Below are 25,548 nucleotides of genomic sequence, written 5' to 3'. Positions count from 1 at the left end.
TTTCAGTGCCAAACCTTCCTGGGCGCCCTTGCCAGCGCCCAGTCATTCTCAACGCCACGTCTTCTTCTTTTTCCAACGCCGCTCGCCGCGCGCACCGGCTTCCTTGGCGCCGAGATAGAACTCCTGGATATCGGGTGAATTCATCAGACGCTCACAGGTGTCGTTCATGACGACGCGGCCGATCTCCAGCACATAGCCGTAATGCGCCGTCTCCAGCGCGATCTTGGCATTCTGCTCGACCAGCAGGATCGACATGCCCTGCTCCTCATTGACGCGGCGGATGATGGTGAAGATCTCCTTCACCAGGATCGGCGACAGCCCGAGCGACGGCTCATCGAGCAACAGCAGCGTCGGCCGGTTCATCAGCGCCCGCCCGATCGCCAGCATCTGCTGCTCGCCGCCCGAAAGCTGCCCGGCCGGCTGGCCGAGCCGCTCCCTCAGCCGTGGAAAATAGCCGTAGACGCGCTCGAGGTCCTGCGCCACACCGTCGCGGTCCTTGCGCAGATAGGCGCCCATCATCAGGTTTTCGCGCACCGACAGGAACGGAAACACCTCGCGCCCCTCCGGCACATGGCTCAGCCCGAGCCTCACGATCCGGTCGGCCTCCATGCGCTGGATCGGCTTGCCGAGGAATTCGATCGAGCCCTTCTGCGGGTCGAGGATCCCGGAGATCGTCTTTAGGACCGTGGTCTTGCCGGCGCCGTTGGCGCCGAGCAGCGTCACGATCCGGCCGCGCGGCACCTCGAGGCTGATGCCGCGGATCGCCATGATCGGCCCGTAATAGCTTTCGATGTTGGAGAGTTTCAGGATGATGTCCGCTGTGCTCATGGCATCATCCTCATGCGCCGAGATACGCTGCGACGACGTCGGGATGGTGCTGCACCTCGGACGGCGAGCCCATCGCCAGCACGCGGCCGTAGTTCAGCGCGATGACGCGGTCGGAGACGCGGTTGACCAGCGTCATGTCGTGCTCGACCATCAGCACGGTGATGCCGAGCTCGCTCTTCATGTCGCGGATCCAGAACGACATGTCGTCGGTCTCCTCGACATTGAGGCCGGAGGACGGTTCGTCGAGCAGGATCAGCTTCGGCTCCGAGCACAGCGCCCGCGCCAGCTCGATCACCTTGCGCACGCCGTAAGGCAGTCCCGAGATCAGCTTGTCGCGGTAGGGCTCGAGATCGAGGAACTCGATCACCTGCTCGACGCGGCGGCGATGCGCCTTCTCGCCGGCACGAACGCTCGGCAGGAACAACAATTCCTGCCACAGCCGGGTGGTGGAATGGCGATGGCGGCCGACCAGGAGATTGCTCAGCACGGTCGCGTTCTCGAACAGCTCGATGTTCTGGAAGGTGCGGGCGATGCCGAGTTTCGCGATGTCGTAGGCCGGCTCCTGGGTGATGTCCTGATCCTCGAAGAAGATCTTGCCGGAGGTCGGCGGATAGATCCGCGAGATCAGGTTGAAGATCGAGCTCTTGCCGGCGCCGTTGGGCCCGATGATCGAGAGGATCTCGCCCTTCTCGACCGCGAAGCTGACCGCATCGACCGCCTTGAGGCCCCCGAAATGCAGCGACAGGTTCTCGGCGCGGAAATAGCTCATCTGTTCCGCTCCGATTTCACATAGATCTTCTGCCGCTTGAAGGTGGCGCGCTTGTAGAGCGGGAACAGCTGGAGGAAGAGCTTGATCTTGAGCCAACGGCCATAGAGTCCGAGCGGTTCAAACAGCACGAACAGCACGATGATGATGCCGTAGATCGCGCCCTTCAGTCCGTTGGCGGAGGCGAAGGCTGCGACCGCGTCCTGGATCTGGCCCGCGCGCTCGGTGCCGGCGCCGAGGGTGGCAGCAATGCCGCCGATCACGCCGGGCATATCGTCCTTCAGATAGGTCAGGAACGGATCGATCATGACCAGGAAGATCGCGCCCAGCACCGCACCGTGCAGGCTGAACGTGCCGCCGATCAGGATCACGATGATGAACTCGATCGAAAGCTGCAGCGTGAACATCTCGGGCGAGATGAAGGACAGCTTGTGCGCGAACAGCACGCCGGCAAAGCCGGTGATCGCCGCCGAGATCGCGAACGACTTCACCTTGTAGAGCGCGACATTGATGCCCATGCTGCGCGCCGCGGTCTCGCTGTCGCGGATCGCGACAAAGGCGCGCCCGGTCGGCGAGCGCAGCAGATTGAGCGTGCCGACGATGGTCAGCACCAGCACCGCAAGGCAGAGGTAATAGAAGGTCGGGCCGTCGCGCGACACCGTGGTGCCGAGCAGCTGCATGGTCTTGACCCGCATGCCCTCATTGCCGTTGGTGACGCTTTCCCAGCGCGCCAGGATCTCCTCGACGATGAACGCAAAGGAGATCGTCGCGATCACCAGATAGATGCCCTGCAGCCGCAAGGCCGGAAATCCGACCAGCGCGCCGACCACGCCGGTCAACAGCCCCGCGGCGAGGAAGTAGACCGGGAACGGCACGTTGAACTGCTGCAGATAGGCGGCGGTATAGGCGCCGATCGCAAGAAACGCGGCATGGCCGAGCGAGGCCTGTCCGGTGAAGCCGGTCAGGATCAAGAGCCCGACGCCGACGGTCGCGTAGATGCAGACGAAGACAAGCTGGCTCATCAGATAGCTTGAGAGCACGTAAGGCGCGATCAGCAGCACCGCCAGCAACAGGCCGTAGGAATAGATGTAGCCCGAATGCGGGAACAGCTTGATGTCGTCTTCGTAATCGGTCTTGAAGAGAAACCGCATGTGTCGCTCCTCAGACCTTCTTGCGGACGTGAAGGCCGAACAGGCCCTCGGGCTTGAGCAGCAGCACCGCGAGCAGCACGATGTAGGGCGCGACGTCCTTCCATCCCTGCGGCAAATAGAAGCCGGCCATGCTCTCGATCACGCCGATCAGGACGCCGCCGACCACGGCGCCCGGGATCGAGCCGAAGCCGCCGAGCACCGCGGCCGGAAACGCCTTCAACCCCAGCACAAGGCCGACATTGGAATGAATGAAGGTGATCGGCGCCAGCAGCACGCCGGCGCAGGTCGCGACCGCCGCCGAGATCGCCCAGACGATCGAGACCACCCGCTTGACCGGAATGCCCATGTAATAGGCAGCCAGCATGTTCTCCGAACTGGCGCGCATCGCCGTGCCGAGCGTGGTGCGGTTGAAGAACAGATAGAGCAGCGCGCACAGGATGATGGTCGCCGCGATCACCGACAGCTTGTCGTAGGCGAGCACCAGGCTGCCGATCCGCAGGACGCCCTGGCTGAACGGCGTCTCGATCTTGAAGTCGTCGGTGCCCCAGATCATGCCGGAGATCGAGCGCAGGAAATAGCCGAGCCCGATCGTCGCCATGATGATGGAGAACTGTGGATAGCCGAGGATCGGCCGCACCACGAGCCGCTCGGCCAGCATGCCGAACAGCGCCATGCAGATCACCGCGCCGGCGAACCCGACCCAGTAATTCAGCCCGAGCATGCCGATGAAGGTGAAGGCGAAAAAGCCGCCCAGCATCATCAAATCGCCTTGCGCGAAATTGACGACCTCGGTTGCCTTGTAGACCAGCACGAAGCCGAGCGCGATCAGGCCGTAAACGCAGCCGAGCGCGATGCCGCTGACGAGCTGCTGAACAAAGTCCAGCATCGTTCCCTCCCCGATGCCCGGCGATTCTTATCCGATCGCTCGTTGCATCCCGCCTTCACGCCCTTGTGTCTGGAGCGCCGAAAGCCGCCTATGTCCGCCCCGATTGAGCCAAAAGGCCCGATCCCTGTCAACAAACCGCTGTTGTCGCTGTATCATCACATTTGCGGAGATTTGCCGCAGCACGGACTAATACGGATATCACCTTTGATTTGCCCCGTGCGATTCACTGCACCGAAACGGTTTTTGTCCAAGCTTTGCGCAACCGACGAGCGAAATTCCGGATCGCCACCACGCCATGACACCTGAACTGTCCGCACTCGCCGTGCGAGGGTTAACCAAGCGTTTTGATCGCCCGGCGGTCGACGCGCTCGATCTCACGATCCGTATCGGCGAGTTCTATGCGCTGCTCGGACCGAACGGCGCCGGCAAGACCACGACGCTGCGCATGGTGGCGGGGCTATTGCGGCCCGATGCCGGCTCGGTGTCGATCCTCGGCATCGATGCGCTCGCCGATCCGGTCGCCGCCAAGCAGATCATGGCTTGGGTGTCCGACGAGCCGATGATTTACGACAAGCTGACGCCGCTGGAATATCTCGAATTCGTCGCCGGCCTGTGGGGCATCGATCCGCGCACCTCGGAGAGCTCGGCGCGCGATCTCCTGATGTCGCTCGGGCTCGAGCCGCATCTCAACGAGCGCTGCGAAGGCTTCTCCAAGGGCATGCGCCAGAAGGTGGCGCTGGCCGGCGCGCTGGTGCACGATCCCCGCCTGATCATTCTCGACGAACCGCTGACCGGCCTCGACGCGCTGTCGGCGCGCCACGTCAAGGGACTGCTGCAGGAGCGCGTCCGCGCCGGCTGCACCGTGATCATGACGACCCACATTCTCGAAGTCGCCGAGCGGATGGCCGACCGGATCGGCGTGATCGCGGCCGGCAGGCTGATCGCCGAGGGCACGCTGGCCGAGCTGCGCGCGCAGAACGGCCGCAACGACACCACCCTCGAGGACATGTTCATCGCGCTGGTCGATACCGAAGCGGCGGCCGCGTGAGCTCGGTCGCCCACCTCACCTGGTTCGCGCGGCACGAATTCCGCCTGGCGTGGCGCGAATGGCTGGCGATGATGACCGGCGGCCGTCGCCGGCGCAATCGCGCCGTGATCGGCCTTCTGATCTTCGCGGCGATCCTGCATCTGCCGGCTTATGCCGTGGTCAACCGCTATGCCGACCTGCGGTTTCCGCTCGACCCGTCGTCGCTGATCGTGCTGACCGCGACGATCTTCCTGGCCTGGGCGCTGATGCTCTCGCAGGCGATCGAGTCGGTGACGCGCGTGTTTTACGCCCGCGCCGATCTCGATCTGATCATGTCGTCGCCGGCAAAACTCACCAACATCTTCTCGATCCGGATCGCCGCGATCGCGCTGACGGTGAGCAGCATGGCGCTGTTGCTGTCGACGCCGTTCATCGACGTGCTGGTCTATCTCGGCGGCCCGCGGTGGCTCGCCGGCTTCGGCGTCGTCCTTGCGATCGGGCTGTCGGCGGCAGCCGCCGCGATCGCCGTCACCGCGTTCCTGTTCCGCCTGATCGGGCCGAGCCGGACGCGGCTGGTGGCGCAGGTCGTCTCCGCCGTGATCGGCGCCGGCTTCGTCATCGCGCTGCAGGTCGTGGCCGTGCTGTCCTACGGCACGTTGTCGCGCTTTGCCTTCCTGACCTCGGACACCGCGGCGCGAATTGCCCCCGCCCTCGGCAGCCTGCTGTGGTGGCCGGCGCGGGCATCGCTCGGGGACCTCGAAATCATGCTGCTGCTGCTCGCCGCGGCGCTGGTGATGCTCGGCGGCGTGATGGCGATATTCGCACCGCGGTTTGCCGATACGGTCGCCAGCGTCGCCGCCAATCCGGCTGCGGTGACGCGGGGACGCGCCCGCGCGTTCCGGGCCGGCTCGCGGCAGCAGGCGCTGCGGCGCAAGGAATTCTTGCTGCTGCGCCGCGATCCGTGGCTGCTGTCGCAGACCCTGATGCAGATGCTCTATCTGCTGCCGCCGGCGCTGATGCTGTGGCGCAGCTTCTCCGGTACGTCGACCGCGATCGTGCTGATTACGCCCGTCATCGTGATGGCCGCAGGCCAGCTCGCCGGCGGGCTCGCCTGGCTGACCATCTCCGGCGAGGACGCGCCCGATCTGGTGGCGACCGCGCCGCTGCCGCCGTCACGCGTGACCCGCGCCAAGGTCGAGGTGGTCCTGATCGCGATCGCCGCAATCTTCGCCCCGCTGGTGGCCGCGCTGGCGTTTGCCTCGCCAGGGCAGGCCGCGGTCACGGCGATCGCAATCCTCATCGCGACCGCATCCGCCGCCGCGGTCCAGCTCTGGTTCCGCGCGCAGGCCAAGCGCAGCCAGTTCCGCCGGCGCCAAACCTCCTCCCGTATCGCGACCTTCGCGGAAGCCTTCTCCTCGATCGGCTGGGCCGCAACCGCGGCACTGGCCCTGACAATCCCGACGGCCGCGCTGGTCAGCGGCATTCTGACGCTGCTGACGCTTGTCATCGCCTGGAAGATCAGCCCGCGGCGCTAGCCTTCATCACCTCGATCACCGCCGCGGCAAACGCCTCGGGCGCTTCCTGCGGCAGATTGTGGCCGGCATGCGGAATCAGGCGATGGGCAAGGCGGCCGGTGTACTTTGCCGCAGAGCGACTGCCGTCGGTCGCGAACGTCACGCCGTCATCGGCGCCGTCGAGCGAGACGGCGGGGACCCTGATGACAGGCAATGTGTCGAGCCGCCGCTGCAAATCCGCATATTGCGGATCCCCATCGACAACGCCGTAGCGGTGCCGATAACTGTGGATCACCACGTCGACATAATCAGGATTGTCGAACGCGACCGCAGTCCGCTCGAAGCAGGCGTCGTCGAACGCCCAGCCCGGCGACCATTGCGACCACAGGATTTTGGCGATGCCGCGCCGGTTGGCGGCAAGCCCCGCCCGCCCCCGCTCGAGCTGGAAGTAGTACTGATACCAAAGCGGCACCTCGCGATCCGGCGGCGCCGGCACCATTGCATGCGCGATGTCCTGGATCATGTAGCCGTTGGTGCAGACGAGTCCGATGCATCTTTCCGGCCACAGCGCCGCACCGATCGATGCGGCGCGGCCGCCCCAGTCATAGCCGGCGAACACCGCGCGCGCGATGCCGAGCGCGTCCATCAGCGCCACCATGTCGGCACCGACCGCCGCCTGCTCGCCCGAGCGCGGCGTCGCCTTGTCGCGGAACGCCGTCGGTCCGTAGCCGCGCAGATAGGGCACGATGACCCGACAGCCTTGCGCCGCCAGCATGGGCGCGACGTCCACATAGGAATGGATGTCGTAGGGGAAGCCATGCATCAGCAGCACGGCCGGCCCAATGGAGGGGCCCGCTTCGTAATAGGCGATGTTGAGCACACCGGCCTCGACATGGCGCAATGGCTCGAGCCGTTTGGTCGAAGGCGCGCGCTGCGAAGAGACGGTATCAGTCACGCAGAACTCCCTGATCTCGATCGTTTGCGCGGCATCCTAGCGTGTCCCGACGCAATAATCGCCCGGCTCGTGTTGCAGCCCGCGCCATGGAGCGATGCACGGGCCTCATCATGACGGCGCGCCAATTGCGCGCTACTGTTCCGTCCGCGGATGCCGCCGCAGACGGAACAGGTCATGCTGAGATTGCTCGCCGCGCTGGTCTTGCTGGGATCATTGACCGGTCACGCCTTCGCGCAGGACGCCCAGCGCAGCGAATGCCTGGCGATGGCCAATGCGCCGCCGCGCGCCGTCCCCGTGAGCTACCGCCGCCTCGCGGCCAAGACCGCGGACAAGACTGCGACCAAGTCCGACGAAGTCGCGATCACCTATGCCGGCCATTCGACCTACTATATCGACACGCCCGGCGGCATCCGGATCGCGACCGACTATAACGGCGTCTATCGGACCGGGCGGCTGCCCGACGTCGCGACCATGAACCGGGCCCACGCGACCCATTACACGCTGTTTCCCGACCCCAAGATTCCCCACGTGCTGCATGGCTGGGGCGAGAACGGCCAGGCCGCGCATTACGCGATGCGCATCGGCGACGTCTATATCCGCAACGTCACCACCGACATTCGCCGCTACTGGGGCGAAGACCCCGGCGGCGAGATGATCAAAGACGGCAATTCGATCTTCATCTTCGAGGTCGCCGGCCTCTGCATCGGCCATCTCGGCCACCTCCACGTCAAACTCGACGACAGCCATTTCGCCGCGATCGGCCGGCTCGACATCGTGATGGTGCCGATCGACGGCACCTATACGATGTCGCTCGACGGCATCTCCGAGATCACCAGGCGATTGCGCGCCGCCGTCGTGCTGCCGATGCACCGCTTCGCCACCCCGCTCGACGAGTTCATGCGCCTGATCGGCCAGCAGTTCGAGATCGATCGCCGCGGCGGCGAGCGCACCTTGCGGATTTCGCGCGACACCCTGCCGGCGACGCCGACGGTGATCATCCTCGATGGGGTGTGAGGCTCAACGCACTCATTCCTCCGCCGCCTGGCTGCGCCGGTAGTGCCGCCGCGATTTGGCAAGATTGCCGCAATCGCCCATCGAGCACCACCGCCGGTTCTGGGTACGGCTCTCGTCAACGAACAACCAACCGCAACCCCGCTCATCCTGGCACTGCTTCACCCTCAGCGCACGGGGCCCGGTCAGAAGGCTCACCGCCGACCATGCGATCGGCTTGAGCAGCGTCTCGGGCGCAACTTTCCCGGCTGTCGGCAGCCACCGCAGGGTGTCGCCGACAGGTCCGAGCGCAACACCGCCCAACGCGGCTTCGAGGTATCGGTTGATATCGGCCAGCGCCGTCGGATCGATCCGGCCGCCTCCGATGCGGCCGATAAAGATCCTGTAGAGCGCCTCGCGCAGACCATGCGCCGCATTCAGAAAGGCATCGGCCTCGTGCGGTGAGGCTTTCCATCGCGCCCTGAGTTGCGCGGCGATCCGGCGATCCGCCAGTTCGGCATCGACCAGCCATTTCAGGATGGAATCCGAGGTCGCGATCCGATCCTCAACCAGGTCGCGGAGACGCCATGCGACGGTATTGACGAACTTGATGCTGAGCTCTTCCCGGGACGACGCCTCAGCCGAAGGAACGCGCGGCATGGTCCAGCAACTCCTTCGGAACGCATAACCCCTTAATGGGTTGGATTTGATAACCCATTAAGGGGTTAGAATCTAGCTCGGGAGCCTCGTATGTCCAAGCGCCTTTTGATTGTCGGCGCGTTCGCCGCCATCTATCTGCTTTGGGGTTCCACCTACTTCGCGATCGCGCTCGGCTTGAAGTCGATCCCGCCGTTCCTGCTGATGGGCCTTCGCTCGCTCGGCGGCGGCCTGATCCTGATCGCGCTGAACGGGGCGGACGTCACGCGTGTTTCGCGGTGGAACTGGCTGACCGCAGCACTTTGCGGCGTGCTGTTCTTCGTCGGCTGCCATGGTGTTCTCGCTTATGCCCAGCAATCGGTTCCGTCCGGCATCGCCGCGATCATGCTGGCTACGATCCCGTTCTGGGTGTTGCTCATCGATTTCCTGTATCCGCAAACCCGGCGTCCCGCGACCATGACGCTCGCCGCATTGCTGCCCGGCCTTGCTGGTGTTGCAATCGTGGGCTGGCAATCGGCCGAACAGGGCCATTTCAGTATCCTTCCCATTCTGCTGCTGCTCGCTGCGGCGTTCTCCTGGGCGGTGGGCACGGTGCTGTCGCGCCGGACTTCGGATCATGGTTCGCCAACATTGTCGTCAGGCATGCAACTGTCGATCGGCGGCGCGGTCCTGTTTGCAATCAGTCTTGCGTCCGGTGAACTGGAAGGCTTCTCGCCGCGCGGCGTTTCGGCGCCCTCGCTCGCGGCCGTGATCTATCTCGCCATCGCCGGCAGCGTCATCGGCTTCACGGCATTTCGCTGGCTCCTCGACAATGTGTCGACGTTCATGGTCTCGACCTACATCTTCGTCAACCCGATCATCGCCGTGCTGCTCGGCACGCTGATTCTGGGCGAGCCGTTTTCCGTCACGATGTTGTTTGGAGCGCTTCTTGTCATCGCCTCGGTCATCATCACCTGGCGCGCCGAGCAGGCATCGCCGGCGTCGGCGAGGCAAGCTCAGTCGATGACATGGTCGCGACCGGCAATACGGTCGGGTTGACCGGCACGCGCAGACGTACGCATGCCTCCTCAGGCAGAGGTCAGGCAGAGGCCCGGGTTTGACGCGTCGCTGCGCGGCTCGTTATCCTCCACGCAGCCGACATCGTATCGGCGGCCGACAAGAGCAAGAACAGGGAGCATCATCCATGGCCAGCACTCTGCCCGCCTCCGCCAGCGGGCTCTATGCCAACCCGCGCGAAGACTGGCTCGCCCAATACACCGAGGAGATCATCGACCCGGCCCGGCCGATCGTCGATCCGCATCACCATCTCTGGGATCGCGGGGGCTTGCGCTATCTGATCGAGGAGATGCGCGACGACATCGCGTCCGGCCACAACATCGTGGCGACCGTCTATGTCGATTGCCGGTCGATGTACCGCGCCGACGGCCCGGAGGCGTTCCGTCCGGTCGGCGAGGTCGAGTTTGCCAACGGCGTCGCGGCGATGGCGGCGAGTGGCGGCTACGGCAAGGCGGCGATCTGCGCCGGCATCGTCAGCCACGTTAACCTTCTGATCGGCGATCAGGCCAAGGCGGTGCTGGAGGCGGAGATTGCCGCCGGCAACGGCCGGTTCCGCGGCATCCGCCACTCCTCGGCCTGGGATGAAGACCCCAACGTCGCCCACATGTACGCGAACCGACCGAAGGGCATTCTGCTGGACTCCACCTTTCGTAGGGGGTTCGCCTGCCTGGCACCGCTCGGCCTCAGCTTCGATGCCTGGTTGTTCCACCCGCAGATCAGCGAGCTGACCGACCTCGCCCGCGCCTTTCCCGATACCAGGATCGTGCTCGACCATTGCGGCGGCCCGGTCGGCACCGGCCGCTTCGCCGGCAAGCGCGCGGAGACCTTTCCGGACTGGAAGGCGTCGATCCAGGAGATCGCCAGATGCCCGAACGTCGTGGTCAAGCTCGGCGGGCTGGCGATGTGCCTGCTCGGCTACGACTTCCACCTCCGCCCCAGGCCGCCCTCGTCGGAGGAACTTGCCGCCGCCTGGCGGCCTTATGTCGAGACCTGCATCGAGGCGTTCGGTCCGGACCGTTGCATGTTCGAGAGCAACTTCCCACCTGATAAGGGGCAATGCAGCTACCAGGTCATCTTCAACACCTTTAAACGGCTTGCATCACAATATAGCGAAGCCGAAAAGACGGCGTTGTTCTTGAAGACGGCAAAGGATGTCTATCGGCTCGATATCGGGTAAACTCTCGACTCATGGATGACGGCATCACCATCCGGCCGCTTCGAGAGGCTGATGCGGAAGCGGTGGTCGAACTTTACGCAAAGGCAGCCGCGGTGGAACCGCGGCTAGGCCCTGTCACGCTGCCGCAATGGGACCAGTTCCTGAAGCTGCCGCAGAACCGCGGCGGGCGCGGCTTTCGTGTTGCCGAGCGCGATGGCGCACTCGTCGGCCTCGCCGAGTCCTCGTTGCGCGACCAGGGCGCGCATCACACCCGATTCCTCAAGATCGTCGTGGCGCCCGAGATGCGGCGCCGCCGGATTGGCCTCGCGCTGTTCGACGAGGTGCTTGCGATCGACGCCGATGCCGATCTCACCGTGCAGACGCTGGTGAGCAGCGACTGGCCGGCCGGAATGGCCTTCGTCGCGGCCTTCGGCTTCGTTCATGTCGAGTCCGAGATCGGGATGAAGTGCGTCGAGCCGCTGCAGCCGGCGCGCACGCTCGCGGCCGCGCGCGCCACCATCGAGCAGGTCAGCGACGTCAGCGCCTGCGCGGGCGAGGTCGCGCGCATCCACAATGCCGCCTATGCCTCGGACGCCGCCTTCCGCCTGTACTCGCCGGAGGAGATGGCGCAGGTCCTGACCGAAAGCGAAGTCTGGATCGCGTCGGAGGATGGACAGATGTCGGGCTTCTGCCTGACCGAGCCGGAACGGAACTCGATGTGGATCGAGTCGGTCGCCGTCGATCCGGTGCGGCAGGGACGCGGGCTCGGCCAGCTGCTGGTGTATCGCGTGCTGGCCGCACACGACGTCTCGATCGAACACCCGTGCTGGCTCAACGTCTCGAGCCGCAACGCTCCCGCGCTGAAGATCTATCGCCGGCTCGGTTTCCGGCCGCAGCACGAGACCTGCCGCTTCAGCGCGCCGCGCGGCGATCTGCTCGCCGCGCGGGGGCGGAGGTTTCAGTAGAGCGCGATGAGATTGGGTCGGTAGCGACGGCGACGGGATTGCGCTCCCTCGCCCCGTTCTTACGGGGAGAGGGTTGGGGTGAGGGGCCTCTCCACATATTCGGTGACAGCTGCATTCGCGGAGGCGCCCCCTCACCCGGATCGCATCTGAAGATGCGATCCGACCTCTCCCCGCACGCGGGGCGAGGTGAAGAGCGTCGGCCCCCTTACGCCCACTCGCCCTTGCGGAACACCGGCACGCTGCGACCGTCGGCATGGATGCCGTCGATATCGGTGTGGGCGGAGCCGATCATCCAGTCGATATGGATCAGGCTCTTGTTGCCGCCCTGCTCGGCGATCTGCTGCGGCGTCAGCTTGTCGCCATTAACGAAGCATTTCGAGTAGCACTGGCCGAGCGCGATGTGCGAGGCGGCGTTCTCGTCGAACAGCGTGTTGAAGAACAGCAGCCCGCTCTTCGAAATAGGTGAGGAATGCGGCACCAGCGCGACCTCGCCGAGGCGGCGCGCGCCCTCGTCGGTGTCGAGCACCTTCTTCAGCACTTCCTCGCCGCGCGAGGCCTTAGCCTCGACGATGCGGCCTTCCTCGAACTTGACCGAGATATTGTCGATCAGCGTGCCCTGATAGGACAGCGGCTTGGAGCTGACGACGTGGCCGCTGACGCGGCGGCAGTGCGGGGTGGTGAAGACTTCCTCGGTCGGGATGTTGGCATTGCAGACGATGCCGTTCTTGGCAGTCGACGCACCGCCCTCCCATTCATGACCGTCGGCGAGGCCGATCGTGAGGTCCATGCCGGGTCCGGAATATTTCAGCGCGTGGAAGCGCTGGCCGTTCAGCCATTCGGTGCGCTCGCGGAGCTTCGCATTGTGCTGTGCCCAGGCGGCGACGGCGCCATCCTGATCGACGCGGGAGGCGGAGAAGATCGCATCGGCAAGCCTGGCCACCGCGACGTCCTCGGCATCGTCGGGGAACACCTGCTTGGCCCAGGACGTGCTCGGATAGGCGATGATGTTCCAGTTGGTGTCGAAATTGACGATCTTCTCCAGTGCCGGCTGGTAGGCGATCGAATTGGCCTTGCTGGCGCGCGCCACCTTGACCGGGTCTTCGCCCGACAGCAGCATCGGATTGTCGCCGACGATCGCAAGCCGCGCGGTGTTAGCGCCGAACGCCTTCGCCATGCCCTCATAGAGCCAGCTTGCGGCGCGATCGAAACTCGCATCGTTGGCGTAGCGGTAGCGCGCCAGCGTGAGCTCCTCGTCCGAGAAGAATGGCGTCACGAGACCCGCACCGGCCTTGTAGGCATGCTCCACCACCCGCCGCACCAGCGGCATCGCTCCGGCGGGCGCCGTGAGCAGCAGATCCTGCCCCGGCTGCAGCTGCAGGCCGACCTTGATCGCGACTTCGGCGAGCCGGTCGAGCTTCACGGGATCGATCGATGCGGAAAGGTTGCGTTGATGTGCGGTCATGAAGCGCCGTGTCGTTTGAGGAACCCTCGGGATTCGTAGTCCAATTCGATCCGCATCCGCAAGGTTCCTGCCCGCCGCGCCCGATCACGCGACGGCGAGCAATTGCCTCGAATTTTACCGCTTCACCGAGGCCAGCACCCGGTCGACCATCTGCGGCGCCAGGCCGAGATAGTTTTTCGGCGCGGTGAGGCGGTCGATCGTCGCCCGATCGATCCGGCTGGCAACGCGATCATCCGCCGCTAGCGCCTCGGTCAGCGTCAGGCCCTTGTCGTTGGCGAGGCGGCAGGCGTCATAGACCACGTCATGCGCTTCCTGCCGGCCGATCGACGGCGCGAGGCCCATCATCACGGCTTCGGCCACGATCAGCCCGCGGCTGATGTCGAGATTGTCGGCCATCCGCTGCTCGTCGACGATCAGACCGCCAAGCGCGAACCTCGCCTGGTGCAGCGCGCCCGCGGTCAGCACGAAGCTTTCCGGGATCGCCATCCATTCGGCGTGCCACGGGCCGGTGGCGCGCTCGAAATCCTGCACCATCGCATCCAGCATCAGGCCGGCATGCTGGCGCACCGCCTTGGCGGCGGCGAGCATCAGCTCCGACGAGATCGGGTTGCGCTTTTGCGGCATGGTCGAGGACGCGCCGCGCCCTTTGACGAACGGCTCGTAGACCTCGGCGAACTCGGTCGACGCCATGATCATGATGTCGAGCGCGATCTTGCCGAGCGTTCCCGTGACCAGCGCGAGGAAACTCACCGCTTCGGCCAGACCGTCGCGCGCGACATGCCAGGTCGCGACGGGCACGCCGAGCCCGAGTTCCTCGCACAGCGCCCGCTGAACCTCGAATCCCTTGTCGCCGAGCGAGGCCAGCGTGCCGGCGGCGCCGGCGAACTGGCCGACCAGCACGCGCGGCTTCAGCTCCGCAAGCCGCGCGGCGTGGCGATCGAACGCGGCGAGCCAGATCGCGATCTTGTAGCCGAACGTCACCGGCAGCGCCTGCTGCAGATGGGTGCGGCCGGCCATCGGCGTGTCGCGGTATTTTTTCGAGAGATCGGCGAGGATGCCGCGCAGCGCAGCGATGTCGTCCTCGATGATCTTCAATCCGTCGCGCAGTTGCAGCACCACGGCGGTGTCCATGACGTCCTGCGTGGTCGCGCCCCAATGGACGTAGCGGCCGGCCTCGCCGCACTGCTTGGCCATCTGATGCACCAGCGGCAGGATCGGGTAGCCGACGACGTCGGTCTCCTGCCGCAGCAGATCGAAATCGAGCGCGGCAACATCGGTACGTTTTGCGATCTCCGCGGCGGCTTCAGCGGGAATCACACCGCAGCGCGCTTCGGCCTTCGCCAGCGCGACCTCGACCTCGGCATAGCGCTCGATCAGCCGCAGGTCGGAAAACACCTCGCGCATCTCGCGCGTGCCGAAGGCATCGCGAAACAATACGGAATCGAGCACGGTGGTCGAGGTCGGGAAGGCGGACATGGGCAAATCCTGTTGCCGGTCGCAGACGGCAACGTCCCTATCACGGCAAGGGCCCGTGCCCTACCCCTCCGGCGGCGCCTCGCCGAACACCTCGGCTGCGATCTTGCTGGTCTCGATCGCGGCCGGAATGCCGCAATACATCGCGACCAGCAGCAGCACGTCCTGCACCTGCGCGGCGGTGCAGCCATTGGCCAGCGCGCCCTTGGCATGCACGCGGAACTCGGCCGGCTTGCTGCTCGCCGCGGTGATGCCGAGCATCACGAGGCTGCGGATCTGGTCGGACAGCCCGCTGCGCTCCCAGACGTCGCCGTAGACATAGGCATTGATGATGTCCTGCAGCGGCGTGCCGAAATCGCCCGCAGCGGCCATCCGCTTGGCGACATCGCCCTCGCCGAACATCTTCTGGCGCCGGCGCAGTCCGCGCGCATGGAGATCGCTGATGTCCACCATCGTCGTCTGGCTCCCCTGAATGGGCTATTTATACGGATAAATATGACGCACCTCAACATTCCAGCAGGCCTGGCGCTTGCCTTTCTAAGGTATTTGTCCGTATAAATTTGCAAAAGCAGACACGAGGGGACCGGGATGAAGTTACGGCTGGGGCTGCTCGTCGTCCTGCTTGCGACGCTTTCCATCCTGCCGGCTTTCGCCGCGGACGATTTCCCGCAACGGCCGCTCAAGATCATCGTGCCATTCCCGGCCGGCGCCGGTCCCGACAATGTCGCGCGGCTGGTCGGCCAGCATCTGCAGGACGCGTTCGGCCAGACCGTGCTGATCGAGAACCGCGCCGGCGCGCTCGGCAGCATCGGCGCCCAGGAGGTCGCCCGCAGCGCGCCCGACGGCTACACGCTGTTGATGGGCACCAACACCACCCATGCCAGCAACGTCGCGACGCTGAAGAGCCTGCCCTACGACCCGGTGAAGGATTTCGCACCTGTCATCCGCACCACCACCACGGCGATGGTGCTGCTGGTCAATCCCAAGCTCGCGGCCAGGGACCTGCCGCAGTTCCTCAGCTACGCCAAGGCCAATCCCAACCTGACCGCGGGCTACGGTTCCGGCGCATCGCAGATCTCGATCGCCCAGCTGCAATCGCGCGGCGGCCTGTCGCTGGTCGCGGCGTCGTATCGCGGCGTCCCGCAGGCGATGACCGACGTGATGGCGGGGGTGATCGATCTCACCTTCGGCGACTTCTCGGTCGCGATCCCGCAGATGCAGGGCGGCACCTTGCGCGGCATCGCCGTGACGTCGGCGACCCGCAACGAGCTGACGCCCGGCCTGCCCGCGCTCGCGGAAGCGATGCCGGGCTTCGAGGCCACGATCTGGTACGGCCTGTTCGCGCCCGCCGGCACGCCGGAACCCGTGGTCAGCAAACTCTACGCCGAGTGTGCGAAGTACCTCGCGATGCCGGAGACGAGGAAGAAGCTCGCCGATGTCGGCGTGATGGTGGCGCCGCTCGCGCCCGCCGAGTTCGGCGCCTTCGTCAGGAGCGAGGTCGTGCGCTGGTCGGCGGAGGTCAAGGCGGCCGGCATCCAGCCGCAATAAAGCGAGGCGGCGTCGCATCATGGCTCGCGAGACACCCGTTGGCATGATTGGCCTGGGGCTGATGGGATCGGCGCTCTCCGCGCGGCTGATCGACGCCGGCATCGGGGTGATCGGCTTCGACATCGACGCCGCGAAGACAGATGGCCTGCGAGCCAGCGGCGCCGAGTTCGCGGCTTTTGCCGCCGACGTGGCAGCGCGCTGCCGGACCATCGTCATCGCGGTGGATGACGCGGCCCAGGTCAAGGGATTGCTGCCGGAGCTCGCCAACGCGACGGCGCCGCCGCGCATCATCTGCACCACCACCTGCGCGCCGGGCGAGATCGCGGCAATCGCCGAATTCGCCTCCCGCTCGCGCCTCGCCTTCATCGAAGCGCCGATCTCGGGGACCAGCGCCGAGGTCCGTGCGGGCACGGCTACCGCGCTGGTCGCCGGCGATGCCGACATCATCGACGCCGCCGCGGCGACGCTCGATATCCTCTGCCCGCAGCGGATCAATGTCGGCGCGATCGGCAATGCCAGCCGCACCAAGCTCGCCATCAACCTGATCCTGCAGAACAACCGCGCCGCGCTGGCCGAGGGCATCGCCTTTGCCGAAAGCCTCGGCCTCGACGGCGCGGCGTTCCTTGCGACCGCGCGGCAATCGGCGGCATATTCCAAGGTGATGGACAGCAAGGGGCCGAAGATGCTGGCGCGGGATTTCTCGCCGCAATCGCATATCGCGCAGACCTTGAAGGATGCCGAGCTGATCCTGCAGGAGGCCGGTCGGCACGGCCTGCCCTTGCCGCTGACCTCGGTGCAGGCCGAACTGCTGCGCGCGGCGATCGCGCTTCAAGGGCCAGACAACGACAGCGCCGCGGTCATCGAGGCGATCCGGGCCGGCCGCGGCCACGGTGAGGGACAGTCATGATCAACTGTGCGATCGCGGGCCTCGGTCGATGGGGCCGCGCACTGGTCGGGGCCGCGCGCAACGAGCCGCGGCTCAGGATCGTCCGCGCGGTGGAACCCGACGCCAACGGCGCCGCCAGCTTTTGCGAGGCGCACGGCCTCTCCGTCGCGGCGAGCCTGGACGATGTCCTCGCCGACGCTCGCATCGATGCCGTGCTGCTGGCGACGCCGCATTCGCTGCACAAGGGCCAGGTGATCGCGGCAGCCAGCGCCGGTAAGCAGGTGTTTTGCGAGAAGCCGCTGGCGCTTCGGCGCGCCGATGCCGCGGAGATGTTCGCAGCGTGCCGCAGCGCCGGCGTGGTGCTCGCGGTCGGGCATAACCGCCGGTTCTGGCCGTCGATGCAGGCGCTGCGCGCGATCACAGCCAGCAGCGAGCTCGGCACCATCCTGCATGTCGAGGGCCACAATAGCAACGAGAACTCGCAGACCATCACGCAGGGCTGGCGGCTGTCGCCCGAGGAATCGCCGGGCGGCGGCCTGACCGGCGCGGGGCTGCATGTGCTCCACGGCTTCGTCAGCCTGCTTGGTCCCGCGCGCCAGGTCTATGCCCGGTTGAGTGCGCGCGAGGCCGGACCGCCGCCGCTCGACACTGCAACCTTGGCGATTGAATTTGTGAATGGCGTGAGCGCAACCCTTGCGACAATTCGCGCAACACCGTTCTATTGGCGCGTGCATGTGTTCGGAACGAAGGGATCCGCCGAGGTGCTCGACGAACAGACGATGGTACTGCGGAAATCCGGCGAGGCGCCTGCGACGACGCGCTATCCGGCAATCGACACCCTCACCGCGGAACTATCGGCCTTTGCCGACGCCGTCGAAGGCAAGCAGCCGTTCCCGGTGCTCGAGGCAGACGTGCTGGCGACGCTCGCCGCGTTCGAGGCCGCGCTGCAGTCGATGCAATCGGGACATCCGGTCGCCTGCCATACGGCATACCAGTGATCCGCCATGTCTGAACAACCGGACCGAGCGCGATCGTCCCGCTACCGCGACATCGCCACCGGACTGCAGAAGGACATCCGGCTCGGCACCTACGCGGTCGGCAATCTGCTGCCGACCGAGACCGAGCTGATGGCGAGCTATCAGGCCAGCCGGCAGACCGTGCGCGAGGCGCTGCGCATCCTGATCGACCAGGGCCTGATCGTGCGCCGCGCCGGCCTCGGCTCGGTGGTGATCGCATCCGAGCCGCCGGTGCTGTTCACCCACAGCGTCAAGTCGCTCGGCGAGTGGCTGCGTTATTCCAACGAAACCTACCGCGAGGTCGTTGCGAGCAGCGACATCGTCGCCGACCGCAAGCTGGCCGGGCTCTTGAAATGCGAGCCCGGCAAGAGCTGGTTCCTGATCGAGGCGGTGCGCCGCTCCGACCAGTTCGCAGCCCCGCTCGGCTGGGCCGAGATCTACGTGCTGCGCAGGTTCGCCGATGTCGTGACCCGGCCCGACCACGGCCGCACCCCGGTGCATGAGCAGATTGCCAGGATGTACGGCCAGGTCACCGAGCGCGCGCAGATGGAAATCTTCGTGCGGGGCATGCCGGCGCCGATCGCCAGGGCGCTCGGCGTCAAGACCGGCTCGCCGGCACTCACCGTGGTACGCCGCTACTACGGCCAGCGCGAGGAACTGTTCGAGGTCACCATCACCACGCACCCCGAGGGGCGCTACACCTACACGATGGATATGCAGCGCTCGCTGCGGCCGAAGCTCTAGCGCACCCGGGCCAGATGGGTGCTGGCAGAGGTGTGTGCCGTCTGCGGGGTGCCGCTCACGCCCCAGATCGCGACCGCAATCAGCGCGGCCGCCCAGACATAAGGCACAGCATTCAACTTCTTCATTTCCGGGATCATCCCCAACGTCTCAGGAGGACCGACTGACCTCTCGACCCAGGTCGTGAATCTCACCACCGCAGTCCTCAGCGTCTCACCAGGCAGCCGTCCTTCACAACGCTACTAAGGTTAGACCTTGTCGGTTTCAGGACGCCTTCGTGCGAATCCGGAAATGATTTCGTCGGAACCGGGCTCTCTTATCCGAATTGATGAGACGGCGGGCCGAAGGGGTCCGGCTCCATTCGAGGCAACACTTAAGAGAATTTTCTGCCCAAATTTGAATCAGACGCACAGCAAACCTTCCAAAGATGCACCCACTGAATTCTTTTTGATTGTCGCCCCGACTCCCGCCGTGCGATCAGGGCCTGTGACACTGTGATGACAAGGGCTTCTCCCGTGACTGCCGAACCGGCCAAACCGCAAGGCGACTCCCGTCGCCGCTCCAAGGAAACCCAGGACGAGGTGGCGCGGTCGCTGGAACGGGAATTGAAGCTGCTGACGGAAGAGCGCCAGGAGCGCGCGCTCCGGTTCGGCCTCGACATTGCGGGCAAGACGCCGAAGGTGGACCAATAAGGTCGCCGCCGCGCTGAGAGCCTCGGGCGCATAGTTTCCTTAGCATTGTCGATTCGCGCGGCCGTCTGCCATGGCCGGTGTGCGTGTTGGCGTACGCCGGTCGTGATTTCCTGCGATCATGCCGCCAAGGTCGCTGCGCGGGCACGACGCCTTCTGCACTATTGCACGACCAGTCCCAGCTACAACGTCCGCCGCGGCGTATGGGTCCCGGCCTTCGCCGGGACGACGCGAAGGAAGCCGAGCTTCACGTGCCCGAAATGGACAGGGACGCGGCCCGCGCTCGAGCTATTGCGCGCCCGGCGCTTCAGCGTCGGCCTTAACGTCGCGGCCGAAGCGATCCTTGCCGCTGAGCCGGGCCTTGCCGCCATCGAACGACAGCAGCCATCGGCGGTCGGTATCGCCGCCGACCAGACGCAGATCGATCGCGAATGTCTGGTTGTCCTGCCACGTCCCTTTCAGCGCCATCACGCCGAGCGCCGTCGGTTGACCGAGACGGTAGGCACCGTCGAGCCCGATCGGTCCCGCCAGTGTCGTCACCGGCCTCGCCGAATCCGGCGTCGCCGTTTCGAGTTCGTAGTGCGCGGGCTGATCCGTCAGATGCAGCGTCAGTGCCCGCAAATTGAAGCCATTGGCCGGGAAGCGCCAGGTCTTGCCGGAGATGGCGGCGGCCGTCTCGGGCACGGCACCAACCGTCGACAGCTTCTCGGTTGCGATATCGCGCAACGCGCCCGCGAGCTGATTGCCGCCGACGGAGTTCACCGGCAGCGCCGTGTCGGATTTGACCGCGCCCGAAATCTCGTCGGCCATTCTGCCGAACGAGCAATAGTCGCGCGCGGTCACGACGGTGACGATGTCGAGCGCGGGAAACAGCATGAGGAGCTGGCAGCGGTCGCCGACCGCCATGACAACCTGCCGCTGCGGCATGACCCAGAAGAAATTGGCGTAGCGCAACGATGAGTCGAACGAGGCGTGCATCTCCGTCGTCGCATGCCTGATGCGGTCGACCCAGCCGGTCGGCAGCAAGCGCTGCCCGTCCCATTCACCGTCATGCAGATAGAGCAGACCGATCCTGGCCGCGTCGCGCGGCGCGAGCTGAAGCCCGCCGCCGCCCTGCGTCAGTCCGGGACCGATGCTGTGCCAGTACGGCGCGGCTATCCCGAGCGGGCGAAACAGTTTGGTCACCGCGTAGTCCCGCGCGCTCATGCCGGTGAGCTTGTTGATGATCGCAGCCAACAGCTGCGCATTGCCGGTGTTATAATCAAACGCCTCGCCCGGCGCCTTCGCCATCGGGCGGTCGAGGATGAACTGGATCGCATCAGGGCTGCGCCCCCACTCGATCAGCGAGTCCGGTCGGCCACCCTCAACGCCTTCGGTCCAGGCCATTCCCGAGGTCATGTCCAGCATGGTCTGGACCGTGATCGCCCGCTTGCGGTCGTCGAGATTGGCGATGCTGCGATCGCCGAAGAAATCCACCATGCGATGGTCGAGGTTGTCGAGCACGCCATCCCTGAGCAGCATCGCGACCAGCGTGCCGGTCACCGCCTTGGTGACGGAATTGAACAGATGCGGGATCTCCGGCGTGTAGGGCGCATAATAGGCGTCGAGCACGATCCGGCCGTGCCGCGCGATCAGGAGGCTATCGAGACTGTGGGCCGCGCCGTCATTGACGAGCCGCGCCAGCGCGGCGGAATCCATCCCCTGCTCTTCCGGCGTCGAGGTCTGCCACTGCCAGGTCTGCCACTGCGAGGTCTGCGGTACCGGCTCGGCGGCGCCTTGCGCCTGGGCTGCGCCCGACAAAGCCGAAGCTGCAAGCACGAGCCCTGCAAGCATCGGCAGCGCCAAACGTTGAACCTGCATCGGCGTCTCATTGCGACACGGCGGAGAGCCGCACCATCCGCGATCCCTCGCTTGCTTGTCAATCGTCGCCGCGACCGCGCGCCATCAGGACGTCGGCAAAGCCGTCTAGCGCTGCCGCTGCGCGAGATAGAATCCGACCAACACGGCGGCCAATCCGGCCGCCTGCAGCGTGGTCGGTGGCTCGCCGATCAGGAGCCATCCCAACAGCAGGGTCAGCACCGGCACGGTCGCAGGAAATACGGCTGCGCGGGCAACGCCGAGGCGCTGGATCGACACCGCGAACAGATACATCGCCGCGGGCCCGGCCAGGATGCCCTGGGCGATGGCCTGCAGCGCGTTTTCATGCAGGCCGATGGCCGCATCGCGAGCGAGCCCACCCGAGGCGGCGTACAGCGGAAACAGCGAGAGCGACAGCACGCTGATGACGCTGGCCACGGAGAACGCCGAGACACGCCAATAGCGCACCAGCGTGGCGAAGCCTGCGAACATCAAGCCGGTCGCAACGAAGATCAAATCGCCGATCACGGCGCTCGGCCCCATATGGCCGATCGACTCGCTGCCGATCACGGCAAGGCCGACGACGACGACGACAGCGCCGGCTGCCCGCGAGAGCGAGACCGCTTCCTTCAGCAAGACGACCGCGAGAAACAATCCACCCAGCGTCGCGCAGGACGGCTGGATCACGCTGCCATGCCCCAGCGGCACGAACATGAAGCCGGCATAGCTGATCAGCGACATCACCGGCCCGCCCAGCAGCATCAGCGCCATGCCGCGGCCCCAGCCGATGCCGCAGAGATCGCGGAGGCCGGCGCGCACAACGAGCGGCAGGAAGACGATGCCCGACCACAGGAAGCGATGCATCAGCAGGTCGACCGGTGTGAAACCGACCTTCAGGCCGTGTCGGGTCGCCACGAAGCCGAGCGCCCAGCACAGCGCCGCACCGAGGCCGCATGCGACCCCGAGCAGGATGGCTTTCGTATCCGGAAGGGCTGCGGCCTTGGCGCCGGCCGTGCGTTCGCTCATCGCGAACGACTACGTTAGTGTTGGAAGCGGATCAACCCATCGATACGCACGGCTGGTTGGCGCAAGCCAGCCAGGGTCCGCTTGGATCAAGCTTTGACGTCATTCCGCGCTGCCGCGATGTCCGTTTGCTGCAAAGGGCGAGCTCGAGGGCCGGTTCACCCTAAGGGAAGCTGGCCTTTCACAGACAAGACGTGGGACCTAGGCCCTTCGGAAGATCAGGCGGCGCTATAGCCGCCGTCGACCACGTGCGATGCGCCGGTCATGAACGACGCCTTGTCCGAGCACATCCAGACCACGGCTTCGGCGATTTCCTCGGGCACGCCGAGGCGACGGACCGGCACCTTGGCGATGATCTCGTCATAGCGTTCGTCCATCGTCTCCTTGGTCATCGGCGTCTTGATGTATCCGGGATTGACGCAATTCACGCGGATGCCGTCCTGGGCATATTCGATCGCGGCGGACTTGGTCAGCCCGACGACACCGTGCTTGGTCGCGACATAGTGGCCGGACGTCGCGAGGCCGACCAGGCCTGCGATCGAGGCCGTGTTGACGATGGCGCCGCCACCGCCCTGTTTGAGCATTTGCGCGACCTCGTATTTCAGGCACAGGAACACGCCCATCAGATTCACCGAGAACATCTTGGCCACCGAGGCCTGGGTGAGTTCATGAATGCGCTGGCCGGGCGGCCCGACGGAGCGCCCGGCAACGCCGGCATTGTTGAACGCACAATCGATGCGCCCGAACGCCGAAACCGTGCGGGCCACCATGTTCGCGACCTCGGCCTCGTCGGTGACGTCGCCCTGGATCGCGATCGACTGGCCGCCGGCGGCATTGATCAGCGCGACCGTCTCCTCGATGCCGTCCTTCGAGAGGTCCGACACCGCCACGCGCGCGCCTTCACGCGCCATGGCGATCGCCGTCGCCCGGCCGATGCCGGAGCCGCCGCCCGTCACCAATGCAGCCTTGCCGTCCAGAATGCCTGCCATGAGAAACTCCTCTAAAGCGCGACGCGATCGAATCGAATCGTCATCGCGCTCTTTGCTCCCTGTTTGAACATGATCTTGTCGGAAAACCGCTTCGCACTTTTCCGGATCATGCTCTAGCGCTTGCCTTCGATTGCGATCTCGACGAGGTACGGCCGCTGCGCCGCGACAGCCTTTGCGACGGCACCGGCAATGTCGTCGGCCTTCTCGACCCTGACCGCCTCGACGCCCATGCCGGCCGCGAGATGCACGAAGTCGAGCGCGGGGCCGGTGATATCCATGTTCTGATAGGGATGCTGGGTGCCGGCTTCGAAGTTCTGCCGCCAGACGTCCACATTGTGCTTGAGGATGCGATACTCGCGGTTCGCCAGCACCACGAACACGATCGCAAGCTTGTGGTGCGCGGCGGTCCACAGCGCCTGGATCGCGTACATCGCCGAGCCGTCGCCGGAGATCGCGACCACCGGACGATCCGGCATCGCGACCTTGACGCCGATCGCCCCGGCGAGGCCCTGGCCGATGCCGCCGCCGCGGCCGCCGAAATAATCGCCGAAGCCGCGATAGTCGAAGGCGCGCGCGAGATCGAGGCTCGCCGTGATGCTTTCATCGACGATGACGACATCATCGGGCAGGCCGCGACGCAATTCCGCGGTGAGGCGCGGCATCGCGGTCGGCTGGCGGTCCCAGCTTTTCTCGACGCGCGCGCGATAGGCCTCCTTCTCCTTCGCCTGCAGTTCGGCCAGCGCGGCATTGCGGTTCTGCGCGGCCTGCCTGAAGTCGGCGCCCGCCTTTGCACGTACCGCTTCCGACAATGCACTGACGCTGACGGCGATGTCGCCGACGATGCCGGCATCGAGCCGGTTGTTGAGCGCGAGACGCTCGGCCGAGGCTTCGATCTGCAGCAGGGACGCACCGTCAGGGATGTGGCCACCAGGCGCAAACCAGATGTCCTCAAAGAACGGACCGCCGATCAGCAGCACGAGATCGATATCGCCGAGCGCCTTGCGCACCTGCCTTGCGTCGCCCGGAAGCGACTGGCGATAGCTCGGATGGCTGGTCGGGAACGGCGCGTGATGGCGCAGCCCCTCGAACCACACGGTGGCGCCGATCGCTTCCGTGAGCGCCACCAGCGCCTGCTCGCCGCCCGATCGTGCCCCGTCGTCGCCGGCGATGATGGCCGGCTTCTTCGACTTCAGAAGCAGCGCGACAAGCGCTTCGATGCCGGCCGGATCGGGGCGCGTCGAGCGCCACAAATTGTCCGGCGCCAGAGCATCGACCGCGGTCTCCTGTTCCATGACGTCGATCGGCAGCGACACGAACACCGGCCCCTGCGGCGCATCGGTCGCCACCTTGAACGCGCGGCGCATGATCGGCGCGATCTCGTCGGCGCGCTCGATCTGCACGCTCCACTTGGTCACCGGCGCCGCCATCGCGACGAGGTCATGGCCGAGCAGCGGATTCTTCAGCCGCATTCGCGTATCCTGCTGGCCGGCCGTCACGACCACGGGCGAACCCGCCTTCAGCGCGCCGTACAGCGAGCCGATACCGTTGCCGAGGCCTGGAGCGACGTGCAGGTTGGCGACGGTGACCCGCCCCGACGCCTGCGCGTAGAAGCTGGCGGCGCTGACCGCGACACCTTCATGCAGCGCCATGATGTATTCGAGTTGCGGAAATGCCGGCAGGCTATCGAGCAGCGGCGTTTCGGTCGTGCCGGGATTGCCGAAGATATGACGCACGCCGTGCGACACGAACGATTCCATCAGCACACGACGCCCGCGCATTCGCTCTCTCTCGATTGTTCTGATCCGTTTTGCGCATCATCGGCCGGGGAGAGCCCCGTGGCAACCGTGCGAGACGGCTGGCATCCGCGCGGCCGGCTGCGTCTTCCGCATGGCTTCAAGGCGCGGCCGCGCCAG

General features: G+C 65.7%; 25 protein-coding genes. 11 read left to right on the top strand and 14 right to left on the bottom strand.

Features of this window, described 5'->3' with window-relative positions:
* Positions 1 to 48: 48 nt before the first annotated feature.
* The 4 genes from ACVIHF_RS37840 to ACVIHF_RS37825 are packed head-to-tail and all read right to left on the bottom strand — an operon-like array spanning position 49 to position 3,631.
* Positions 49 to 828: an ABC transporter ATP-binding protein gene (locus ACVIHF_RS37840; protein ID WP_018269124.1), complete on the bottom strand. Its 780-nt coding sequence runs from the start codon at positions 826 to 828 to the stop codon at positions 49 to 51.
* A 10-nt stretch (positions 829 to 838) separates the two neighbouring features.
* Positions 839 to 1,597, bottom strand: coding sequence for an ABC transporter ATP-binding protein (locus ACVIHF_RS37835; RefSeq protein WP_028336610.1), 759 nt, complete (start codon positions 1,595 to 1,597; stop codon positions 839 to 841).
* Complete coding sequence (locus ACVIHF_RS37830; protein WP_310880815.1) at positions 1,594 to 2,745, bottom strand: branched-chain amino acid ABC transporter permease; 1,152 nt, start codon at positions 2,743 to 2,745, stop codon at positions 1,594 to 1,596. Before ACVIHF_RS37830 ends, ACVIHF_RS37835 begins: the two co-directional genes overlap by 4 nt.
* A gap of 10 nt (positions 2,746 to 2,755) precedes the next feature.
* Entirely contained in the window at positions 2,756 to 3,631 is an 876-nt protein-coding gene (locus ACVIHF_RS37825) for a branched-chain amino acid ABC transporter permease (protein WP_018269126.1), read from the bottom strand.
* A gap of 295 nt (positions 3,632 to 3,926) precedes the next feature.
* Here ACVIHF_RS37825 and ACVIHF_RS37820 point away from each other — a divergent pair, with 295 nt between their 5' ends.
* The gene (locus ACVIHF_RS37820; RefSeq protein WP_253604987.1) at positions 3,927 to 4,679 is read left to right on the top strand and encodes an ABC transporter ATP-binding protein; all 753 of its coding nucleotides are present in this window, start codon (positions 3,927 to 3,929) and stop codon (positions 4,677 to 4,679) included.
* Positions 4,676 to 6,193 (top strand): permease, encoded by a 1,518-nt coding sequence (locus tag ACVIHF_RS37815; protein WP_456793515.1) that lies wholly within the window; start codon positions 4,676 to 4,678, stop codon positions 6,191 to 6,193. The genes ACVIHF_RS37820 and ACVIHF_RS37815 overlap by 4 nt, the downstream gene beginning before the upstream one ends.
* Here ACVIHF_RS37815 and ACVIHF_RS37810 read toward each other — a convergent pair.
* Entirely contained in the window at positions 6,177 to 7,127 is a 951-nt protein-coding gene (locus tag ACVIHF_RS37810; protein WP_253604989.1) for an alpha/beta fold hydrolase, read from the bottom strand. The two genes, ACVIHF_RS37815 and ACVIHF_RS37810, sit on opposite strands and share 17 nt — an antisense overlap.
* A 174-nt stretch (positions 7,128 to 7,301) precedes the next feature.
* Between ACVIHF_RS37810 and ACVIHF_RS37805 the strand changes: the two genes are divergently transcribed.
* The gene (locus ACVIHF_RS37805; RefSeq protein ID WP_316398815.1) at positions 7,302 to 8,141 is read left to right on the top strand and encodes an MBL fold metallo-hydrolase; all 840 of its coding nucleotides are present in this window, start codon (positions 7,302 to 7,304) and stop codon (positions 8,139 to 8,141) included.
* Positions 8,142 to 8,153: 12 nt separating this feature from the next.
* Here ACVIHF_RS37805 and ACVIHF_RS37800 read toward each other — a convergent pair whose 3' ends face one another.
* Positions 8,154 to 8,777 (bottom strand): CGNR zinc finger domain-containing protein, encoded by a 624-nt coding sequence (locus ACVIHF_RS37800; RefSeq protein WP_253604991.1) that lies wholly within the window; start codon positions 8,775 to 8,777, stop codon positions 8,154 to 8,156.
* Between the two features lie 90 nt (positions 8,778 to 8,867).
* Here ACVIHF_RS37800 and ACVIHF_RS37795 point away from each other — a divergent pair, with 90 nt between their 5' ends.
* The 3 genes from ACVIHF_RS37795 (at position 8,868) to ACVIHF_RS37785 (ending at position 11,951) form a co-directional block, all read left to right on the top strand.
* Complete coding sequence (locus ACVIHF_RS37795) at positions 8,868 to 9,812, top strand: EamA family transporter (RefSeq protein WP_253604993.1); 945 nt, start codon at positions 8,868 to 8,870, stop codon at positions 9,810 to 9,812.
* Positions 9,813 to 9,957: 145 nt separating this feature from the next.
* Complete coding sequence (locus ACVIHF_RS37790) at positions 9,958 to 11,007, top strand: amidohydrolase family protein (RefSeq protein WP_456793514.1); 1,050 nt, start codon at positions 9,958 to 9,960, stop codon at positions 11,005 to 11,007.
* 11 nt (positions 11,008 to 11,018) lie between these two features.
* Positions 11,019 to 11,951 (top strand): GNAT family N-acetyltransferase, encoded by a 933-nt coding sequence (locus ACVIHF_RS37785; RefSeq protein ID WP_225645440.1) that lies wholly within the window; start codon positions 11,019 to 11,021, stop codon positions 11,949 to 11,951.
* A gap of 205 nt (positions 11,952 to 12,156) precedes the next feature.
* Here ACVIHF_RS37785 and ACVIHF_RS37780 read toward each other — a convergent pair whose 3' ends face one another.
* The 3 genes from ACVIHF_RS37780 to ACVIHF_RS37770 form a co-directional block, all read right to left on the bottom strand.
* Positions 12,157 to 13,413 (bottom strand): aminopeptidase, encoded by a 1,257-nt coding sequence (locus tag ACVIHF_RS37780; protein WP_225645441.1) that lies wholly within the window; start codon positions 13,411 to 13,413, stop codon positions 12,157 to 12,159.
* A gap of 114 nt (positions 13,414 to 13,527) precedes the next feature.
* Positions 13,528 to 14,889 carry a class-II fumarase/aspartase family protein gene (locus tag ACVIHF_RS37775; RefSeq protein ID WP_456793513.1) on the bottom strand — a complete coding sequence of 454 codons (1,362 nt, stop codon included), beginning with the start codon at positions 14,887 to 14,889 and terminating at the stop codon, positions 13,528 to 13,530.
* 60 nt (positions 14,890 to 14,949) lie between these two features.
* Entirely contained in the window at positions 14,950 to 15,339 is a 390-nt protein-coding gene (locus ACVIHF_RS37770) for a carboxymuconolactone decarboxylase family protein (protein ID WP_212054563.1), read from the bottom strand.
* A gap of 135 nt (positions 15,340 to 15,474) precedes the next feature.
* Here ACVIHF_RS37770 and ACVIHF_RS37765 point away from each other — a divergent pair, with 135 nt between their 5' ends.
* The 4 genes from ACVIHF_RS37765 to ACVIHF_RS37750 are packed head-to-tail and all read left to right on the top strand — an operon-like array spanning position 15,475 to position 19,080.
* Positions 15,475 to 16,434, top strand: a complete 960-nt coding sequence (locus tag ACVIHF_RS37765) for a Bug family tripartite tricarboxylate transporter substrate binding protein (RefSeq protein ID WP_253605000.1) — start codon at positions 15,475 to 15,477, stop codon at positions 16,432 to 16,434.
* Positions 16,435 to 16,453: 19 nt separating this feature from the next.
* Positions 16,454 to 17,341, top strand: a complete 888-nt coding sequence (locus ACVIHF_RS37760; RefSeq protein ID WP_253605002.1) for an NAD(P)-dependent oxidoreductase — start codon at positions 16,454 to 16,456, stop codon at positions 17,339 to 17,341.
* Positions 17,338 to 18,318 carry a Gfo/Idh/MocA family protein gene (locus ACVIHF_RS37755; protein WP_456793512.1) on the top strand — a complete coding sequence of 327 codons (981 nt, stop codon included), beginning with the start codon at positions 17,338 to 17,340 and terminating at the stop codon, positions 18,316 to 18,318. Before ACVIHF_RS37760 ends, ACVIHF_RS37755 begins: the two co-directional genes overlap by 4 nt.
* 6 nt (positions 18,319 to 18,324) lie before the next feature.
* A complete protein-coding gene (locus ACVIHF_RS37750) occupies positions 18,325 to 19,080 on the top strand; it encodes a GntR family transcriptional regulator (protein ID WP_028337580.1) in 756 nt (251 codons plus the stop codon).
* Here ACVIHF_RS37750 and ACVIHF_RS37745 read toward each other — a convergent pair.
* On the bottom strand, positions 19,077 to 19,205 hold the full coding sequence (locus ACVIHF_RS37745) for a hypothetical protein (RefSeq protein WP_016847287.1): 129 nt from the start codon (positions 19,203 to 19,205) through the stop codon (positions 19,077 to 19,079). The two genes, ACVIHF_RS37750 and ACVIHF_RS37745, sit on opposite strands and share 4 nt — an antisense overlap.
* 387 nt (positions 19,206 to 19,592) lie before the next feature.
* On the opposite strand from ACVIHF_RS37745, the gene ACVIHF_RS37740 reads away from it, so the two are divergent.
* Positions 19,593 to 19,769 carry a hypothetical protein gene (locus tag ACVIHF_RS37740; RefSeq protein ID WP_162832420.1) on the top strand — a complete coding sequence of 59 codons (177 nt, stop codon included), beginning with the start codon at positions 19,593 to 19,595 and terminating at the stop codon, positions 19,767 to 19,769.
* Between the two features lie 285 nt (positions 19,770 to 20,054).
* Here the strand turns inward: ACVIHF_RS37740 and ACVIHF_RS37735 are convergent, their stop codons facing one another.
* The 4 genes from ACVIHF_RS37735 to ACVIHF_RS37720 all read right to left on the bottom strand — a co-directional run bounded on the left by ACVIHF_RS37735 (position 20,055) and on the right by ACVIHF_RS37720 (position 25,413).
* On the bottom strand, positions 20,055 to 21,626 hold the full coding sequence (locus ACVIHF_RS37735) for a serine hydrolase domain-containing protein (protein WP_456793511.1): 1,572 nt from the start codon (positions 21,624 to 21,626) through the stop codon (positions 20,055 to 20,057).
* A gap of 105 nt (positions 21,627 to 21,731) precedes the next feature.
* Positions 21,732 to 22,649 (bottom strand): DMT family transporter, encoded by a 918-nt coding sequence (locus ACVIHF_RS37730; RefSeq protein WP_456793510.1) that lies wholly within the window; start codon positions 22,647 to 22,649, stop codon positions 21,732 to 21,734.
* A 215-nt stretch (positions 22,650 to 22,864) separates the two neighbouring features.
* Positions 22,865 to 23,635, bottom strand: coding sequence for an SDR family NAD(P)-dependent oxidoreductase (locus tag ACVIHF_RS37725; protein ID WP_168858220.1), 771 nt, complete (start codon positions 23,633 to 23,635; stop codon positions 22,865 to 22,867).
* Positions 23,636 to 23,748: 113 nt separating this feature from the next.
* Positions 23,749 to 25,413 carry a thiamine pyrophosphate-binding protein gene (locus ACVIHF_RS37720; protein WP_456793509.1) on the bottom strand — a complete coding sequence of 555 codons (1,665 nt, stop codon included), beginning with the start codon at positions 25,411 to 25,413 and terminating at the stop codon, positions 23,749 to 23,751.
* Positions 25,414 to 25,548 lie beyond the last annotated feature (135 nt).

Source organism: Bradyrhizobium sp. USDA 4506 (assembly GCF_054058795.1).
The sequence above is the reverse complement of the archived record's forward strand: the minus strand, read 5'-3'. Positions and strand labels throughout refer to the sequence as shown.